This window comes from Ruegeria sp. HKCCD6647-2, from assembly GCF_057221075.1.
Genome location: NZ_JBWVBD010000002.1, coordinates 118447 through 134694, shown reverse-complemented (window position 1 = coordinate 134694; position 16248 = coordinate 118447). Strand labels below are relative to the sequence as shown.

The following is a 16248-nucleotide window of genomic DNA, read 5'->3' as shown; positions in this document are numbered from 1 at the left end:
CCGATCAGTCTGGCGCGTTGCGCATCTGCTCCAAGGCCGGGCGCAGGTTGTCCAGCGCGTACCCCGCCTTGGTCGTCGCATCGAGGATTTCGTCGGTGCTCAACTGGTCGCATTGGCCCAATGCCCAAACGACCGAGCACCGTGTGCCCGACGCGCAATAGGCCAGAACCGGACCGGTGCAGCTTTCGGCCATATCCCTTTGACGCGCGACGTTTTCCGGCGTCATGGTCTGATGCGTCAGCTCCAGCACTTCATATTCCATCCCGGCAGCACGCACGGCTTCGCCGATAGCGTCCGACTGCTGATCCGGTGGTACCTCGGAATTGGGCCGGTTGCAGATCACTTTGACAAAACCTGCCTCGGCAATGGCTGGCACGTCCTCGACCGAGATCTGGGGCGAGACGGCATAGCGGGGTGTAATCGGGCGAATCTCCATGAGGAATGCTTAGGCCGCATTGGCAATTCTGTCCAGTTGCGCGCCCAGTTTCGGGGCCGCGAACATGCCCGCGATCATAGCGATCAGAAAGACGACACCACCAGTTCCGCCATAGCTGAGCGACGCCATTGCGGGACCCGGGCACAGACCGGCCAAACCCCATCCCATACCAAACAGGACAGACCCGACAATCAAACGGTGATCCAGCTCGGGCCTGGGCGCGGTCGGAAACTGCCCGCCCACCAGTGGTTCGCGTCCCTTGGTCAGCCGCCAGGCCACCAGCATGGGCAGAATTGCACCGCCCATCACAAAGGCCAGTGTCGGGTCCCAGTTGCCAAAAACATCCAGCCAGCCCTGTACCTTGGTCGTATCAGTCATGCCGGAGATCAGCAGGCCGATGCCGAACAGGGACCCGGCCACAAAGGCAAGCGTAATCCGCATCAAACCACCCCCAGAACGTGGCGAAACAGCACCAGAGTCAGACCTCCAGCAAGGATATAAAACACGGTGGCGACGATCCCGCGCATGGAAAACCGAGATATCCCACAGACCCCGTGACCGGATGTGCAGCCATTTGCAATCCGTGTGCCAATGCCGACCAGCAGACCCGCCAGAATCACGATGGCCAAATCGCCGGTCAGATGCGTCTGGGCCTGAGGTGCAATCAACGGGCGCAGCAGCAGAGGCATGCCAATGAGGCCGGCAACAAAGGCCAGACGCTCGGTCCGGATCTTCCGGTCGCTGCGTTCAATCAATCCACCCAGTATCCCGCTGGCGCCCATGATGCGGCCATTGCCCAACAGAAAAACCGCAGCGCCAAGTCCGATCATCAGACCTCCGGCAAGACCCCAGATCCATTCAACGTTCATCCAAACATCTCTTTCTCGTCGTTCACAGTTTGTTGACCGGCAGCTTGAGGAACACGTCGCCCTTTTCATCCGCGGGCGGCATCTGACCCGCGCGCATATTCACCTGCAGCGACGGCAGAATCAGCCGGGGCATGGACAGGGTCGCGTCACGCGCATCGCGCATCTCGACGAATTCTTCGATACTGCGACCCTGTCCGATATGGACATTGAGGGCCTTTTGCTCGCCCACGGTTGTTTCCCACGCAAATTCGTCCCGACCGGGGGCCTTGTAGTCATGGCCGACAAACACGCGTGTTTCATCCGGTAATGACAGAATTTTCTGTATCGACGCATATAGATCGGCCGACGATCCACCCGGGAAATCGCAGCGCGCCGTGCCGAAATCCGGCATGAACAAGGTATCTCCGACAAAGGCTGCGTCACCGATAACGTAAGTCATGCAGGCGGGTGTATGGCCGGGCGTGTGCAGGACATCCCCGCGCATCTGGCCTATGTGAAAGCTGTCTCCTTCCTTGAACAACGCATCAAACTGGCTGCCATCGCGCTGGAATTCGGTGCCTTCGTTGAAGATCTTTCCGAACGTGTCCTGGATCACCACGATGTTTGCGCCGATGCCGATGCGGCCGCCAAGCTTCTGCTGCAAATAAGGGGCTGCGGACAGGTGATCGGCATGAACGTGACTTTCCAAAATCCACTCAACCTTGAGGTCCTGTTCCGTCACGAAGTCGATGATCTGATCCGCTGACGTCGTATTGGTGCGACCCGAGGCATGATCGAAATCCAGCACGCTGTCGATGATGGCGCAGGCCGAGCCCTCTGGTTCTTGCACCACGTAGGAAACGGTGAAGGTCTCGGGCTCAAAGAATGCTTTCACGATGGGTGTCATTGGGTCCTCCCGCCGGTTAGTTCATATATTGATAGCGGAATGTGATGGAAGTTCCAAATCACGAGTTGATGTCAGTCAAGGCAATTCGAGAGATTTTCGTATAAGGATTAATCGACCAGTGGTGTATCGCCGATTTTTCGAGAGAACAGGCAAGAAATTGCGCGACGTTCATCTAGTCTCATTCTGGTCTTAATGTCGTTACCTATATCAGACACAGTAACGACATGTGGGAGGAAGCAAATGACTGCTCAGGATCTTTTTGCCGAAGCGGAACAGCTGGAACAAAAGCTGCAGAACGCTTGTCTGGACACACGTCTGGCTCTGCAACCCAGTGTCAGCAAAGTTCTGGATAGGATGCGCGCAACAGGTGTTCATATTCCGTCGCGCCTGCGACGGCTGGATGCGGCCCTGTGCGAAGATGCGCTTGAAGCGCGATTTGACAATATGCCGGTCTGACCGGGGTGGTCATCCAAGCGAAATGCCAAGGATGACCATCATCAATCCAATCACCGACAGAAAAAGCGCAGCCATGTTCCATGGCAGCACGCCTTGAACGGCGGCCCTCAATTCATCGTCCGACAATCCGGATCTACGCGCTTTCATCACACGCAGGATGCACCAGATAAGGCCGGCCAACCCGGCCAAGGACAGGGCGGCCCCGCCCCAGACGATGATGTCGAACATAGTTTCCAACACTTGCCAAAATTCCTGCAACCGCGCTTAGCGGATCGGTGTCGTCGGTACAAGCCCGGCTGCCCGATTGCACGCTTGCGCCCCGCGCGGTGTCGATGTATCCGGCACCTTGCCCGATGACATCGCATCACCAAACAGTCCCTGGGAGAGACGCAGATGGAAGACATCACCGAAGATCAGGCCGCTGCCAATTACCGAGTTACTGCAGGCGAACTACGCCAGTTCGTTGAGCGGATCGAGCGTCTGGAGCTGGAGAAAAAGGATATCGCGGATCAGATCAAAGAGGTCTACGCCGAAAGCAAGGCACGCGGTTACGATGTGAAGGCGATGCGCAGCATCATTTCCCTCAGGAAGCGCGATAAGGATGACATTGCTGAACAAGAAGCCGTCATCGAGATGTACAAAGAAGCGCTGGGGATGACCTGAGGCCATTCTGCCATCCCAATACTTGTTTCACGGTGCTACACCCTCAGTGTGAAGTGCCGGTCGTCGGCTGTTGTTGCCGTCCGAAAAAACAGCGGGGTCGAGGTCACTCGATCGTCGGTTATGTCGATAAATTTCCAAATATCAAAGATATCCTTCAAAAAACGTGCTAGGCTTAGCCTATTGAGATGCCGATTTTTTAGGAGACAGTTTGATGGCAACTTTGAACGTTGCGTTTTGGAATGTTGAAAACCTTTTTGACCATGAAAACGCCCCCCGAGACCCCAAGCTGAAGCAGAAGCTGGCGGATGAACTGGTGGGGTGGACCGCCGCTGTCAGAGACAAAAAGATCACTCAGTTGGCGAGCGTGGTAGAACAGATGTTCAACGGCACCGGACCTGCCTTGCTTGGCCTTTGTGAGGTCGAAAACGAAGACGTGGTTCAGCGTCTGGCGAATGCGATCAACATCCCGGGTCGAAATTACCAGATCGCTGCGCACGCGTCTCCGGATGCACGGGGAATCGACACGTCATTTATCTTTGACGCGAATGAGCTGTCCGTAGTGGAAACTGATCATCAGAGCGTTATCAAACGTTCTGCGACGCGGGATATCTTTTGGGCGCGGCTCAAAGTTGCTTCCAGCGACGAGGAATTTGTCGCGATCGCCAACCACTGGCCGTCAAGAAGCGCGGGGCAGTACAGTTCCGAACCCTTTCGGATGCTCACCGGCGAAACGCATGCCTACATCGCGGCAAACTTGCTGAACGAGGAGGCCGGCGGTGACAAAAATCTGCCGATCATTTCAATGGGTGATTTCAATGACGAACCCTTCAACAGATCGATGCAGGAGTATCTCCTGGGCAGCCGCGATCCGGGTCGGGTCCGCTATTCGAGATCCGGGCACATGTTGAACCTGATATGGCCGTTGATGTTCGGGCATGATCCCGGGACATATCTCTACCAAAGCGACTGGAACATGCTGGATCAGTTTCTGGTGTCTTATGGCATGCTCCGAGGACCCAGCCCGATCAAGGTGGATGCAGACACGGTGGAAATATTCCGACCTGCTGTGATGGTTGGTTCCAGTGGTCGGCCGAGGCGCTTTAGCAGACCGTCCGCCAAATCGGGCGTTGATTTGGACGGGGTGTCTGATCATTTTCCGATCCTCGTGAAGTTGGACGTTTAGATCTGCGGTCGCCGTCGACCACCATTAGGCCCGTCGGTTCCAATTTGTCAGGAATGCGAACCCGCATTTGCCGAGTGCTCGTGAAGCACGGACCTTTATGCGATGCCTGAATATTTCGGTCGCTTGTGCCGGCTCAGTTGGTGGGCGTATGTATTTCAGGTCAACGCTTTGGTTTGTAAGCGGCGATATCAGTGGACTTCCCGACGAAACTTCCTAAAGTCCCGAACCGGAGCCCCGGCCTCAACGGTTCGTGCATGATCCGGGGGCGTGAACCGATGCAAGCAGCCGCCGAGAAACCCGATGCATTATCACAATAAACCCTACGACCAGCTGAATGTCGGCGACTCGGCCGAGTTGACGCGAATCTGTACCGAAGACGATTTTTTTGTCTTCGCCTCGAACTCTGGAAATCACAACCCGCTGCACCTGTCGACGGAAGACGGGGACGGCGATTCCGTCAACGAAGCCATTGCACCCGCCTTGTTCGTGGGTGCGCTGATTTCAGCGGTGCTTGGGAATATCCTGCCCGGTGCGGGGACGCTGTATAAATCACAGCATTTCGAATTTGGCGCCCGGGCTCATGCAGGCGAGGAATTGCAGGCGCGGGTTAAGGTGTTGGAAAAGCGGGAAAATCGCGAAGTTGTCATGGACACCAGCGTCCTGCGACCCAGTGACGATGCGGTGATCGTTTCCGGTACGGCCGTCGTTATTGCGCCGGAAAAAGAGTTGTCCTTTCACGAGATCGAATTGCCCGGCCTAGTGGTCCAGCGGCATCGGCATTTCGACGCGCTGCTGGAACGGTCGCGTCCCTTGGCGGCGATGCCAACGGCCGTGGTTGCGCCAGAAGAGCCCAATTCACTGGGCGGGGCATTGCTGGCCGCGCAGGAGACGATCATCAAGCCGATCCTGGTCGGCGATCCGGACAAAATCGCCGCGGCGGCGCGTGAAACGGAAGTACCGCTGGGGGACACGGAAATCATCCCGGTAAAGGGGCATTTCGAGGCCGCCAATGTGGCCGTCGACCTTGTAGCGGATGGGCGTGCGCAGGCGTTGATGAAAGGCCACCTGCATACTGACGAGTTGTTGCACGCTGCCCTGCGGCGCAACCGCGGGCTGCGGGCCGGGCGGCGCTTTACGCATGTCTTCGTGATGGATGTCCCAGGTCAGCCGCATCCGTTGCTGGTGACCGATGCCGCGATCAATATTGAACCCGATCTTGAGACCAAGATCGACATCACCCAGAATGCGATCGACCTGGCAATCTCAATCGGGATCAGCGCCCCCAAAGCGGGGGTTCTGTCGGCCGTCGAAACAGTCAATCCGGCCATCCGGTCCTCGATTGACGCCGCGCTGCTGTCCAAGATGGCCGAACGAGGGCAGATCAAGGGCGGGCTGGTCGATGGCCCTCTGGCGATGGACAATGCAGTGAGCCTGGCCGCTGCACGAACCAAGGGTATCGTCTCCGAGGTGGCGGGGCGGGCTGATATTCTGGTGGTGCCCAATCTGGACGCGGGCAACATGCTGGCCAAGCAGTTGACCTACATCGCCCATGCCGAGGGCGCCGGTGTTGTCCTGGGTGCAAAAGTGCCGATCATCCTGAACAGCCGCGCGGATGACGACAAGGCTCGGTTGGCCTCATGCGCCGTTGCGGCACTACATGCAGCGCGGCTTTCGGGGAAAATCTGATGGATCATATCATCACGCTGAATGCGGGGTCTTCGTCTTTGAAATTTGGTCTCTTCCAGGCGGACGGAGGAGAGCCGTCGGAAGTTTGCACAGGTCTCGTCGACCGTATCGGCAGCCCGGCCGCGAAGGTCCGCGCACGCATGTCGGACGGCGAGGTTCTGGCCGATGAAACTTCGGACGTCATCCAGAATCACGACTCGGCACTTGAGCATGTATTGACGCTGCTGCAGCAGCAGTTTCCGGGCGCCCGGATCGCGGCAGTGGGCCACAGGATCGTGCATGGCGGGCCGGATAACGATCGGCCAGTCCTGCTGACACAGGACAGCCTGAAAACCCTGGAGGGCCTCTCATCCTTTGCACCCTTGCACCAGCCCTACAACCTTGCCGGAGTACACGCGGCAATGGGCCGGTTTCCGAAGGCGGCACAAGTTGCCTGTTTCGATACCGCCTTCCATAGAACCCAATCGTGGGTGAACGACACTTTTGCTCTGCCCACCGAGTATTACGACATGGGTGTGCGGCGATACGGGTTTCACGGGCTGAGCTATGATTACATTTCCGGTCATCTGCAACAGACCGCTCCGGATTTGCATGCTGGTCGGGTCATTGTCGCTCATCTTGGAAACGGGGCGTCCATGTGCGCCATACGTGGGGGGCGCTCAGCCGGGTCGACCATGGGCTTTTCGCCTCTGGATGGTCTGCCGATGGGCACGCGCAGCGGACAGATCGATCCCGGTGTCCTCCTGTACCTGATGGAACAGAAAGGTATGAGTGCCGGCGAAATCTCGGACCTGCTGTATCGCAAATCCGGATTGCTGGGCCTTTCCGGTTTGTCCAACGACATGCGCACGCTTGAGCAGGCAGAAACAGCCGATGCCCGTCAGGCAATCGAGTATTTCACTTTCCGCGCCCGCCGAGAGCTTGGCTCGCTGGCTGCAGTGTTGGGCGGAGTGGACGCTGTGGTATTCACCGGTGGAATCGGTGAGAATTCGGCGCGTGTTCGGGACCAGATTTGCGCAGATTTGGAGTGGCTGGGAATCGAACTGAACAAGGACGCAAATCAGAGCAGCGCGCGAACCATTTCGACTGAGGCATCCCGAGTTCAGGTTTTGGTCATTCCCACAAATGAAGAACTGGTTATCGCCCGCGCCGCATTTGACTTCGCCCCCAAGGGTTGAGTGTCCCGATTATATTGGCAAAAATCCGCCTCCTGATTGGCAAATACAGGCTCTACGGGAATTCCCCAATATCGTTCCCTCAACACATGCGCTATCTATTGCGTATTACCAGGGCCGCTCAGGCCTTACCACTCTCACTTAATTCCCCTATGGGGGGCTGGCTCTTTACCCCCTCGGCCAGCCCCTCAATTTCATTTTGGGGGTCTTAACCGGTCGGGCCGATCAGGTGGCAAGGTGGGGATCATCGTGTAGCAGTTGCAAAACGAGTCCCGGCAATTCTGAGCTGTGGCCGTAGCTGGCATGATGCGGCAGATCCGCAATAGGGGATTTGCGGTAACCTTCGGTATACAGCAGAAACGGGACCCCGGCCCGCTGCGCGGTTTCGGCGTCGACCTCGCTGTCCCCCGCAAAGATCCTCGGGCCGGCATCCGGCAATGCTTCAAAGCTGGCGTGTAAATGGGTCGGGTCCGGCTTTCGTGTGTTTAAGGTATCGCCGCCCAAAACGGCGTCGAAAAACCCTGACAGATTCAACTCGTCGAGAACGTGCCTTGCAGGGGCCTCAGGTTTGTTCGTGCAGACACCCAGAGCACAACCCATATCGCGCAAATTGCCAAGCGCTTCCGGCACGCCGGGATAGACAGTCGTAAGATCACATGCTGCCGAATTGTAGTGGTTCAGAGTTACCTTTGTCAGTTCGGAATGGCGATGTCGGGGCAGCCCGCAGTGGTCCATCGTCCGCTCCACCAGTTTCGGCAGGCCATTGCCGACAAATTGCCGGATCGTTTGCTGCGGAAGCGGCGCTAGTTCGACGTCCGCGAGCATCCGGTTCACTGCCTGTGACAGGTCGGCGAGACTGTCGATGAGTGTACCGTCCAAGTCGAAAACAATGGTTGCGCTCATGAATAGGTCCGCCTCTGGCTTTGTCGGTTTCAGGCCTATCCCGTGCAGGTGTCCATGCGCAACCGGCAGCCCAACAAAAGGTTTGAAATCTGGCGCTTGACAATCCCGACTAAAATAATCAGATTAAGTTTCAGGAACAGAAAGCCAGCCCGTCAGGGTCAGCCAGATCACGAAAACCATTAGCAGATATGGCACTTTGCCCGACACGCTCTGGAGATGTCCGATGAACGCGCAAAATCCCACACCGACCCAAGGCTATGCTGTCTCAATGCTGCCGGCTCACAAGGCCGAAGAGCTGACCAATGGTGGCAACCTGGCTCATATCGAGCTTGGCGACCAGCTTTATACCCTGCGCATCACGCGCGCGGGCAAACTGATCCTGACGAAATGAGCGCGCCATCCTCACGCGGCGGGGCGGCTGTAGGCCGACTGGCTGATCTGAGTCCTGTCGAAGCCGGGGCAGTCATGTATCTGCGGCTCTGGAGTGACGGAGCGTCCGGTCGGGCTGACGCGGCAAGTGATTTCAATATCGCGCTCGGCTCGGATCGCGGGCAGGCGGTGATGCTGACGCTGGACCGCCTGTGTACGCTTTGTGCCAATTATGGGCGTCGTTCGCTGATCCGGCACGGGTTGGAGTGTTCGTGTATTGGTGCTGACGAAAACTGTTTCGCGCAGATGGTTGCCGCCGCTTCGGAAGGTGCGCGCGAAGACGCCATGATGATGGCCTCACTGATCGTGCGCCCCGACTTTGCACCGGCTCTGGCGTCATTGTCCGAAGAGCTCGGGCTGGCCCTTCGCCGAATGATATCCGCACCCCCCGTGCCGACGACAGGGCATCACGCACCCTCTGCGATGTTGCATTGATCGGTACTGCAAAACCCCGGCAATTACCGCCGGGGTTTTGTTTTTCTGGCTTACAGTGCGTACCTCAGCAGCATCCGCAACCCGCGTGGTGATGATTGTGGTCGCAAACCGGCGCAGGCGTGTAATCTCCAACCTCTGCCAATACATCGCGCAATGTCCACAGGATCATATCTACATCTCCGGCTTCAATCGTCAAAGGCGGGCGGATCTTCAGGATGTTATCTTTGGGGCCCTCGCTGCCGATCAGGATGCGGTAGTCGCGCATCCGGTTTTTGACGTAGCTGCAGATCTCGGTGCCTTCCGAGCCGTCGGGGTTTATCAGTTCAACTCCCAGAAACAGCCCCATGCCACGCACGTCGCCAACGTGCCGAAAGTCGGCTTCGATCTGTCTGAGGCCATCCATCAACCGCTCGCCCATGGCCTTGGCATTACCCTGCAATCCTTCGTCATCAACGATATCCAGCACCTCCTTCCCGATCCGGCATGACAGGGTCGAGCCGCCGAAGGTCGAGAAGAACTCGATCCCGTTGTCGAAACTCTCAGCGATGGCCTTCGTCGTTACCAGTACGCCCAGCGGATGGCCGTTGCCGATGGGTTTGCCCAACACCACGATGTCGGGCAGGGCGCCCTGGTGTTCGAAGCCAAAGTAATAATTTCCCAACCGCCCGAGGCCCGTTTGCACCTCGTCGGCAATACAGACGCCCCCGGCGGCGCGGATTTTTTCGTACACCGCAGGCAGATAGCCTTTTGGCGGAATGATCTGTCCGCCGACCGATGGAAAGGTCTCTGCAATGAAACCGGCAAGCTCGTGGCCCCTGTTTCGCAATTCGGCAATCGCCGGGTCGACCAGATCCGCAAACTTTTGCGCGCGGTTGGGGTCGTTTCGTCGGTACGAGCCGCGATAGTCATCCGCGACTTCGACCAATTCGACCCAGTCCGCCTGACCAACGCCGCCGGGCTTGTTGAATTTGTAAGCCGAGATCGCCACGGCCGCGTTGGTGTTGCCGTGGTATCCATGATCCGGAGTCACTATACCCTTTGCCCCGGTATGGGCACGGGCCAGACGCAAGGCCAGTTCGTTCGCTTCCGTGCCGGAGTTGACGAAAAAACAGACCTCGAAGTGATCCGGCAGTTTGGAGAGAATTTTCTCGGCGAAAGCGGTCTGCGCGGGGTGCAAATACCTGGTGTTCGAATTCATCCGCTTCAACTGATCCGCCGCGACGGCCTGAATGCGTGGATGTGCATGACCCACATGCGGGACGTTATTATACGCGTCCAGATAGGGGCGTCCCCATTCGTCAAACAGATGATGCTTCCAACCGCGCACCAGCATGACCGGGTCATCATATGTCAGGCTCAGATTGCCGCCGAAATGCGCCTGACGCCCTTGCAGCATGGCCTGCTTGTCCGTCGGGCGATAATGCACCTTGTCGTCAGGCAGATTCAGCAGCGCCGCAGGATTGGGGCAGAGGGCGTTCCATAGCTCCATCTCATCCGGGTCGGCAACTCCCGGCCAGTCCGCGTCCATCCCGGCGGTGGTCAGGGCCAGTTGGAAATGCACGTGCGGTGCCCAACCGCCATTCTGGTTTGCATCGCCCAATCTGGCAAAAGCTGCACCCTGCGCCACCGGATCCCCCGGCTTAAGGCGGTCGCAGACCTCCGGGTCCAGATGGCCATACAGCGTGTAGAATGAATCACCCTCTGGCGTTTCGTGATGCAGGATCACAACGCCGCCATAGTCCAGGTGATTGTCGCGGTTTTCCACAACCTCGACCCGCCCACTGATCGGTGCATAGAGGACAGTCCCCGCTGGCGCGAATACATCTACGGCCAGATGAACCGTACGCCGGTCCGAAGCCTTCCACGACCCCTTGCGAAACCCGGGTTCCGCATAGATCAAACGGGGTTCGTTATAGTAACCAAGCCAGAGGCCGACTCCGAATTCCTCACCCACGCGCGCGGCTTCGGCCAATGGCATGTGAAATGGGTTTTGCGGCCAGGTAGAGTTCTCAGCGGACAGTGACCCCATGGGCGCCTCATTCAGGTCCTGCCCGAACAATTGCGCGCAATGGCCGCGATGATCGGACAGATAAGCGTGTATCCGTTCGGCCCCATCGACAACCGGCAGCCCACAGGCGGCGCGCAGCCGCGCAGGCATCAGGCCGCCATTGACGGTGCCGTTTTCCAGAAAGCGCCAGGCCGGTGCCTGACTGATAGTGACATATGGATCGTCCGGGTTTTCCAGCGCCATCAAAGTCGAATTGACGACCGAAACGGCCAGCCGCATGCGCAACAAGGGCCAGATCAGATCAACCTCTTCAGGGCGCAGGTGGTTTGCCGCATGGTAGCCCCGCACCAGAGCCGCCAGAGCGCGTTCAGGTTTGGGATGATCCAGCACCACATAAGCTCCGGCAATCGCCAGGTCACATACTCGCGGCGCCGCGCACATGTCTCCCAGATCGATCAGACCCGAAACGCTGCGGCGTTCGCTCAACTCGCCCTCAACCAGAATGTTATAGTCGTTGGCGTCGTTGTGGATGGCCTGAACAGGTAAGCTGGACAGCGTGTCCGATATCGTCTCGAAGCCCTCCACGATTTCCTGCAAAAGCGCGCACCGGTTCGGATCCGAAATAGCGTCCAGTCTGTCTGCGATCCAACCGCCCTGCATCAAATCCCACTTGAAATCCGGCCTGATCAAAGCGGCATGGGTGAACCCTTCCAGTGCCCGGTCAGTCGCACCCAGGACACGGCCCAATTTCAGGATCAGGTCTTCGGTCTTAGGTGCTGTACTTGCATAACAATGTCCCGGAAGCCGTTCCAACAACCAAACAAGCCGTGTCTGTCCGTTTTCATCCGCAATCTCAGGCAGGAAATCTCCATTCAGATCCGGGTACACTTGAGGAAATGGCAGGCCCGGAGCTTCGGCGGAGATGTATTTCAGCGCCCTGATCTGTAGATCGACCAGATCGGGCGCGCAATCCGCCCGCATGACCTTCAGCACATAGTCCTGGCCGTTGGTCGCCCGGGCCAGAAAATTCAGGTCATACTCACCATCCAAACGCGTCAACCGGGCGTCCAGCCCCCAGGATTGGCGCAGGGCGTTGGTCCAGAATGTGTTCAAGTCGCTCATTTGATTCTGTGTCCCGCTTGCACCGGGATCCTCTTCATCTGGCCCCAAATATCCTCGGGGGTGAATTGGCCCAATGGGCCAAGAGGGGGCAGACAGCCCCCTTTCGTCAGTCCAAAGCCCGCAACCGTTTGATTAACGAGGATGTGTCCCAACGCCCGCCGCCCAGCTTCTGAACATCCTTGTAGAACTGATCGACCAGTGCCGTGACAGGCAACGAAGCGCCGGTTTCGTTGGCCATGTCCAAACAGATGCCCAAATCCTTGCGCATCCAGTCGACTGCAAAGCCATGTTCGAAAAAATCGTCCAGCATGGTTTCGTGCCGATTCAACATCTGCCAGCTACCGGCCGCACCCTGGCTGATCACTTCGACCACTGCACGACCGTCAAGCCCTGCCTTCTCGGCAAAATGCAATGCTTCGCTCAGGGCCTGAACCAACCCCGCAATGGCGATCTGGTTGCACATCTTTGTCAATTGCCCGGCGCCGCTGTCGCCGATACGACGGCAGATTTTCGAATAGACCTGCATCAGCGGTTTAGCTGCATCATAGGCAGCTTGATCACCACCGCACATGATCGACAGAACGCCATTTTCGGCACCCGCCTGCCCACCCGAGATCGGGGCGTCAACGAATGCAATGCCTTGCGCCTTGGCGGCGGCATAAAGCTCGCGCGTGATCTTGTCGGAAACGGTTGTGTGATCGACAAAAACAGAACCCTCTGACATACCGCGAAAGGCCCCGTCTTCGTCGGTGCAGACCATGCGCAGATCGTCGTCATTGCCCACGCAGGCCATGACAAATTCCGCGCCCTGCGCCGCTTCGCGCGGCGTTGCGGCCATTGTGCCCGCGTACTCGGCGACCCAGGCCTCGGCTTTGGCGGATGTGCGATTATAGACCGTGACCTGATGCCCTGCTGCCTGAAGGTGCCCTGCCATGGGATAGCCCATGACACCCAGGCCAAGGAACGCGACTTTTGCCATTTTGTGATCCTCTCCCCTGTCCGGCGGCGGCTGTGGCCAGTACCGGAATGTTCAGGTCTGACAAAGCAAAGCCGGGACCAAAGGGCAACCCCGAGTTACGCTTGTCCACCCAGATCCCGCAGGATCGGACAATCGGGGCGATCATCTCCGGCGCAGGCCTCGATCAAGTGGCCGAGTGTGTCTCGCATCGCTTTCAGATCGGCGATCTTGGCGTCGATCTGTGTCAGATGCTCACGCGCGATCCGTTTGACGTCAGCACTGGCGCGGCTTTCATCCTCGTAAAGCGCCAGCAGCGTGCGGCAGTCTTCAATGGTGAATCCCAGCGCTCGGGCGCGACCCAGGAAGTTCAGTTTGTGAATGTCCTGCTCACGAAACCGGCGATAGCCATTGTCGTCGCGTAACGGTTTGATCAGGTTGATCTCTTCGTAATAGCGGATGGTTTTGGCAGGCAGCCCGGTTCGGGTGGCGACGTCTCCGATATTCATGAGTGTGCCTCCTGCGATAAGGATGGTTGGGGCGTTTCGGAAACGCTTGCGCGTGCGCGACGCAGACGCAGTGCATTGGAGACGACAAAGACGCTGGACAAAGCCATCGCACCTGCCGCCAGCGCCGGGGACAGCAGATGACCGCCGAACGGATACAGCACGCCTGCCGCGACGGGAATCAGCAAGGTGTTGTACCCAAACGCCCAGCCGAGGTTCTGGCGGATATTGCGCATGGTGCGGCGGCTGATCTCAACGGCGTTCGCCACGCCACGCAGGTCGCCCGACATCAAAACCACGTCGGCGGTTTCAATTGCAACGTCCGTGCCGGTGCCGATGGCGATCCCGATATCGGCAGCCGCCAAGGCCGGAGCGTCATTGATGCCGTCGCCGACGAAAGCCACAGGTCCAAACCGGCTTTGTAAATCGGTAATTGCCGCCAATTTACCGTCTGGCAGCACCTCAGCGGTGACATGGTCTATGCCCAACTCACCCGCCAAAGCCTGCGCCGTTCGCGCATTGTCGCCAGTGATCATGGCAAACTTCAGCCCCATTTCATGCAGGCGTTCCAGAGCTGCCCGCGTGCCTGGCTTAATCGGATCCGAAACGGCCAGCGCGGCAGCCGGTTGCCCGTCGACGGCGACATAAATTGGCGTTGCGCCAGTGGCAGCCAGTCGTGCGGCTTCAGTCTCCAACGCGCCAAGATCAACATCGTTCTGCACCATGAGACGGTCTGATCCGATCAAAACGCTGCGCCCTTGGACCACCGCACGCAAGCCGAGACCCGTGAGGGATTCGAAATCCGAAACTTCCGGCAATTCCGTCGGTCCGGCACGGGTAATCGCAGTTGCAATCGGATGCTCCGATCGAGCCTCAACCGCCGCAGCCAATTGCAGTACCTCTTCCCGGGCAAAACCGCAGGCGGTGATCACCTCGACCAGTTCGGGTCGGCCCAGTGTCAGCGTTCCGGTCTTGTCCAGTGCAACGACCCGCGCTTGCTGCAACTGCTGCAACGCGTCTCCCTTGCGGAACAAAACGCCCAATTCCGCCGCCCGACCGGTGCCCACCATGATCGAGGTCGGCGTGGCCAGACCCATGGCGCAAGGGCAGGCGATGATCAGCACCGAAACACCCGCCACCAATGCCAGCGGCAGCGCCGGGGCCGGACCGATGAGCAACCACGCCAGAACAGTCAGTACGGCGACACCGATGACGGCCGGAACAAAGCGATGAGTGATCTGGTCCACCAGCCCCTGAATGGGCAGCTTCGCGCCCTGAGCCTGCTCGACCAACCGGATAACCTGCGCCAGCACCGTATCGGCGCCCACATGGGTTGCACGGATTTGCAGCGCACCTGTGCCGTTGACCGTGCCGCCGACGACCTCGTCACCGGTCTCTTTGCCAACCGGAACCGGTTCGCCCGTGATCATGCTTTCATCCACATAGGAGCTGCCGTCCAGAACGAGCCCGTCCACAGGGACGCGCTCACCGGGGCGAATTTGGATAATGTCATTCACTGTAATCTCGGCAATCGGGCGGTCGACGAAGACGCCGTCACGCGCCACGCGGGCCGTGTTGGGTTGCAGGCCGACCAGTTTGCGAATTGCGGCGCCGGTCCGGCCCTTGGCGCGCGCCTCCAGCAGTCGGCCCAACAGGATCAGGACGACGATGACGGCGGCGGCCTCGAAATATACATTGGCTGTGCCTTGCGGCAGCACTTGTGGCGCGAAAGTTGCAACGACAGAGTACAAATAGGCTGCCCCGGTTCCCAGCGCGACCAGAGCATTCATATCCGGCGCACCCCGCAACAGCGACGGGACACCTTTTGCATAAAACACCCGACCGGGACCAACCAACAATACCGAGGTCAGAGCGAACTGGATCAAATGGCTGTTCTGCGTGCCGATGGTCGCCTGCACCCAATGGTGAAATACGGGGATCATATGACCACCCATCTCCAGAACAAAAACTGGCAGGGCCAGCAGCGCAGCGAACAAGGTCGTCCGGGCGAGCGCTTTGATTTCTTCCGTTTTTGCGGAGAGATCGTGATCGTCCTGCTTGCTTGCAGGGCGGGTTGGGTATCCTGCCTCGGTCACGGTTTTTGCAAGCGCGGCCGGGTCTGTTGCTCCTTGGAGATAAATCACCGTCGCGTTTTGTGTCGCAAGGTTCACGTTTGCACCAATTACACCGGGGCTGGAGGTCAGGGTTTTTTCAATCCGGGAAACGCAGGAGGCGCAGCTCATCCCGTCGATCTGCAAAATGCTTTCCTGTGTGGCGGCCGGGTATCCAGCGGCTTCCAGCGCCTTGGCGATCTCAGGGAATTGGCCATCATACGCGATCTGTGCAGTCTCGGTCGCAAAATTGACCGAAGCCTCGCCGATGCCTGGAACGGCCTGCAACGCGGTTTCAACCCGTCCAACACATGAGGCACAGCCCATTCCCGTGACTTTGATCTGAGCGTGTTTGAGTTCTGTCATCCGAGTCGTCCTGATACTGGCAGTACCCTCCAGATGGGGGTTCCAGTCACGGGAAGGTC

At 58.4% G+C, this 16248-nt stretch carries 17 protein-coding genes; 7 read left to right on the top strand and 10 right to left on the bottom strand.

Features of this window, described 5'->3' with window-relative positions:
- Positions 1-4: 4 nt before the first annotated feature.
- Genes AC2TDJ_RS06725 through AC2TDJ_RS06710 form a run of 4 tightly spaced genes read right to left on the bottom strand, consistent with a single transcriptional unit; the run spans position 5 to position 2191 of the window.
- On the bottom strand, positions 5-436 hold the full coding sequence (locus AC2TDJ_RS06725) for a protein tyrosine phosphatase family protein (protein ID WP_480840507.1): 432 nt from the start codon (positions 434-436) through the stop codon (positions 5-7).
- Between the two features lie 9 nt (positions 437-445).
- Positions 446-877 carry a DUF6691 family protein gene (locus AC2TDJ_RS06720; protein ID WP_480840505.1) on the bottom strand — a complete coding sequence of 144 codons (432 nt, stop codon included), beginning with the start codon at positions 875-877 and terminating at the stop codon, positions 446-448.
- Entirely contained in the window at positions 877-1305 is a 429-nt protein-coding gene (locus tag AC2TDJ_RS06715) for a YeeE/YedE family protein (RefSeq protein WP_480840503.1), read from the bottom strand. Before AC2TDJ_RS06715 ends, AC2TDJ_RS06720 begins: the two co-directional genes overlap by 1 nt.
- Before the next feature lie 22 nt (positions 1306-1327).
- Positions 1328-2191, bottom strand: a complete 864-nt coding sequence (locus AC2TDJ_RS06710; RefSeq protein WP_480840501.1) for an MBL fold metallo-hydrolase — start codon at positions 2189-2191, stop codon at positions 1328-1330.
- Between the two features lie 240 nt (positions 2192-2431).
- Between AC2TDJ_RS06710 and AC2TDJ_RS06705 the strand changes: the two genes are divergently transcribed.
- The gene (locus AC2TDJ_RS06705) at positions 2432-2647 is read left to right on the top strand and encodes a hypothetical protein (RefSeq protein WP_480840499.1); all 216 of its coding nucleotides are present in this window, start codon (positions 2432-2434) and stop codon (positions 2645-2647) included.
- Positions 2648-2656: 9 nt separating this feature from the next.
- Here AC2TDJ_RS06705 and AC2TDJ_RS06700 read toward each other — a convergent pair whose 3' ends face one another.
- Positions 2657-2875 carry a hypothetical protein gene (locus tag AC2TDJ_RS06700; RefSeq protein ID WP_480840497.1) on the bottom strand — a complete coding sequence of 73 codons (219 nt, stop codon included), beginning with the start codon at positions 2873-2875 and terminating at the stop codon, positions 2657-2659.
- Positions 2876-3040: 165 nt separating this feature from the next.
- Between AC2TDJ_RS06700 and AC2TDJ_RS06695 the strand changes: the two genes are divergently transcribed.
- The 4 genes from AC2TDJ_RS06695 (at position 3041) to AC2TDJ_RS06680 (ending at position 7357) form a co-directional block, all read left to right on the top strand.
- The gene (locus tag AC2TDJ_RS06695; RefSeq protein ID WP_480840495.1) at positions 3041-3310 is read left to right on the top strand and encodes a DUF2312 domain-containing protein; all 270 of its coding nucleotides are present in this window, start codon (positions 3041-3043) and stop codon (positions 3308-3310) included.
- A gap of 211 nt (positions 3311-3521) precedes the next feature.
- The gene (locus tag AC2TDJ_RS06690; protein WP_480840493.1) at positions 3522-4493 is read left to right on the top strand and encodes an endonuclease/exonuclease/phosphatase family protein; all 972 of its coding nucleotides are present in this window, start codon (positions 3522-3524) and stop codon (positions 4491-4493) included.
- 300 nt (positions 4494-4793) lie between these two features.
- Positions 4794-6179, top strand: a complete 1386-nt coding sequence (locus AC2TDJ_RS06685; RefSeq protein ID WP_480840491.1) for a bifunctional enoyl-CoA hydratase/phosphate acetyltransferase — start codon at positions 4794-4796, stop codon at positions 6177-6179.
- Positions 6179-7357 carry an acetate/propionate family kinase gene (locus AC2TDJ_RS06680; RefSeq protein ID WP_480840489.1) on the top strand — a complete coding sequence of 393 codons (1179 nt, stop codon included), beginning with the start codon at positions 6179-6181 and terminating at the stop codon, positions 7355-7357. The genes AC2TDJ_RS06685 and AC2TDJ_RS06680 overlap by 1 nt, the downstream gene beginning before the upstream one ends.
- Positions 7358-7579: 222 nt before the next feature.
- On the opposite strand, the gene gph is transcribed toward AC2TDJ_RS06680, so the two are convergent.
- Complete coding sequence (gene gph, locus AC2TDJ_RS06675) at positions 7580-8257, bottom strand: phosphoglycolate phosphatase (RefSeq protein ID WP_480840487.1); 678 nt, start codon at positions 8255-8257, stop codon at positions 7580-7582.
- A gap of 223 nt (positions 8258-8480) precedes the next feature.
- Here gph and hemP point away from each other — a divergent pair, with 223 nt between their 5' ends.
- Together hemP and AC2TDJ_RS06665 are read left to right on the top strand one after the other, a co-directional pair.
- On the top strand, positions 8481-8648 hold the full coding sequence (gene hemP / locus AC2TDJ_RS06670) for a hemin uptake protein HemP (protein ID WP_298387027.1): 168 nt from the start codon (positions 8481-8483) through the stop codon (positions 8646-8648).
- Positions 8645-9121 carry a hypothetical protein gene (locus AC2TDJ_RS06665; RefSeq protein ID WP_480840485.1) on the top strand — a complete coding sequence of 159 codons (477 nt, stop codon included), beginning with the start codon at positions 8645-8647 and terminating at the stop codon, positions 9119-9121. Before hemP ends, AC2TDJ_RS06665 begins: the two co-directional genes overlap by 4 nt.
- 64 nt (positions 9122-9185) lie before the next feature.
- On the opposite strand, the gene AC2TDJ_RS06660 is transcribed toward AC2TDJ_RS06665, so the two are convergent.
- From AC2TDJ_RS06660 to AC2TDJ_RS06645, 4 genes are all read right to left on the bottom strand, one after another.
- Entirely contained in the window at positions 9186-12251 is a 3066-nt protein-coding gene (locus AC2TDJ_RS06660; protein ID WP_480840483.1) for an aminotransferase class III-fold pyridoxal phosphate-dependent enzyme, read from the bottom strand.
- 106 nt (positions 12252-12357) lie between these two features.
- Entirely contained in the window at positions 12358-13230 is an 873-nt protein-coding gene (locus tag AC2TDJ_RS06655; RefSeq protein ID WP_480840481.1) for an NAD(P)-dependent oxidoreductase, read from the bottom strand.
- 95 nt (positions 13231-13325) lie between these two features.
- Positions 13326-13715: a Cu(I)-responsive transcriptional regulator gene (gene cueR / locus AC2TDJ_RS06650; RefSeq protein WP_480840479.1), complete on the bottom strand. Its 390-nt coding sequence runs from the start codon at positions 13713-13715 to the stop codon at positions 13326-13328.
- A complete protein-coding gene (locus AC2TDJ_RS06645; RefSeq protein ID WP_480840477.1) occupies positions 13712-16189 on the bottom strand; it encodes a heavy metal translocating P-type ATPase in 2478 nt (825 codons plus the stop codon). Before AC2TDJ_RS06645 ends, cueR begins: the two co-directional genes overlap by 4 nt.
- Positions 16190-16248: the final 59 nt, after the last annotated feature.

Bases quoted from the DNA above. Each gene is read 5' to 3' on its own strand.
- AC2TDJ_RS06655 (WP_480840481.1), bottom strand. From the start codon at position 13,230: ATGGCAAAAGTCGCGTTCCTTGGCCTGGGTGTCATGGGCTATCCCATG.
- AC2TDJ_RS06715 (WP_480840503.1), bottom strand. From the start codon at position 1,305: ATGAACGTTGAATGGATCTGGGGTCTTGCCGGAGGTCTGATGATCGGA.
- AC2TDJ_RS06685 (WP_480840491.1), top strand. From the start codon at position 4,794: ATGCATTATCACAATAAACCCTACGACCAGCTGAATGTCGGCGACTCG.
- AC2TDJ_RS06710 (WP_480840501.1), bottom strand. From the start codon at position 2,191: ATGACACCCATCGTGAAAGCATTCTTTGAGCCCGAGACCTTCACCGTT.
- AC2TDJ_RS06690 (WP_480840493.1), top strand. From the start codon at position 3,522: ATGGCAACTTTGAACGTTGCGTTTTGGAATGTTGAAAACCTTTTTGAC.
- AC2TDJ_RS06645 (WP_480840477.1), bottom strand. From the start codon at position 16,189: ATGACAGAACTCAAACACGCTCAGATCAAAGTCACGGGAATGGGCTGT.
- hemP (WP_298387027.1), top strand. From the start codon at position 8,481: ATGAACGCGCAAAATCCCACACCGACCCAAGGCTATGCTGTCTCAATG.
- AC2TDJ_RS06660 (WP_480840483.1), bottom strand. From the start codon at position 12,251: ATGAGCGACTTGAACACATTCTGGACCAACGCCCTGCGCCAATCCTGG.
- AC2TDJ_RS06695 (WP_480840495.1), top strand. From the start codon at position 3,041: ATGGAAGACATCACCGAAGATCAGGCCGCTGCCAATTACCGAGTTACT.
- AC2TDJ_RS06705 (WP_480840499.1), top strand. From the start codon at position 2,432: ATGACTGCTCAGGATCTTTTTGCCGAAGCGGAACAGCTGGAACAAAAG.
- AC2TDJ_RS06720 (WP_480840505.1), bottom strand. From the start codon at position 877: ATGCGGATTACGCTTGCCTTTGTGGCCGGGTCCCTGTTCGGCATCGGC.
- AC2TDJ_RS06665 (WP_480840485.1), top strand. From the start codon at position 8,645: ATGAGCGCGCCATCCTCACGCGGCGGGGCGGCTGTAGGCCGACTGGCT.
- gph (WP_480840487.1), bottom strand. From the start codon at position 8,257: ATGAGCGCAACCATTGTTTTCGACTTGGACGGTACACTCATCGACAGT.
- cueR (WP_480840479.1), bottom strand. From the start codon at position 13,715: ATGAATATCGGAGACGTCGCCACCCGAACCGGGCTGCCTGCCAAAACC.
- AC2TDJ_RS06700 (WP_480840497.1), bottom strand. From the start codon at position 2,875: ATGTTCGACATCATCGTCTGGGGCGGGGCCGCCCTGTCCTTGGCCGGG.
- AC2TDJ_RS06680 (WP_480840489.1), top strand. From the start codon at position 6,179: ATGGATCATATCATCACGCTGAATGCGGGGTCTTCGTCTTTGAAATTT.
- AC2TDJ_RS06725 (WP_480840507.1), bottom strand. From the start codon at position 436: ATGGAGATTCGCCCGATTACACCCCGCTATGCCGTCTCGCCCCAGATC.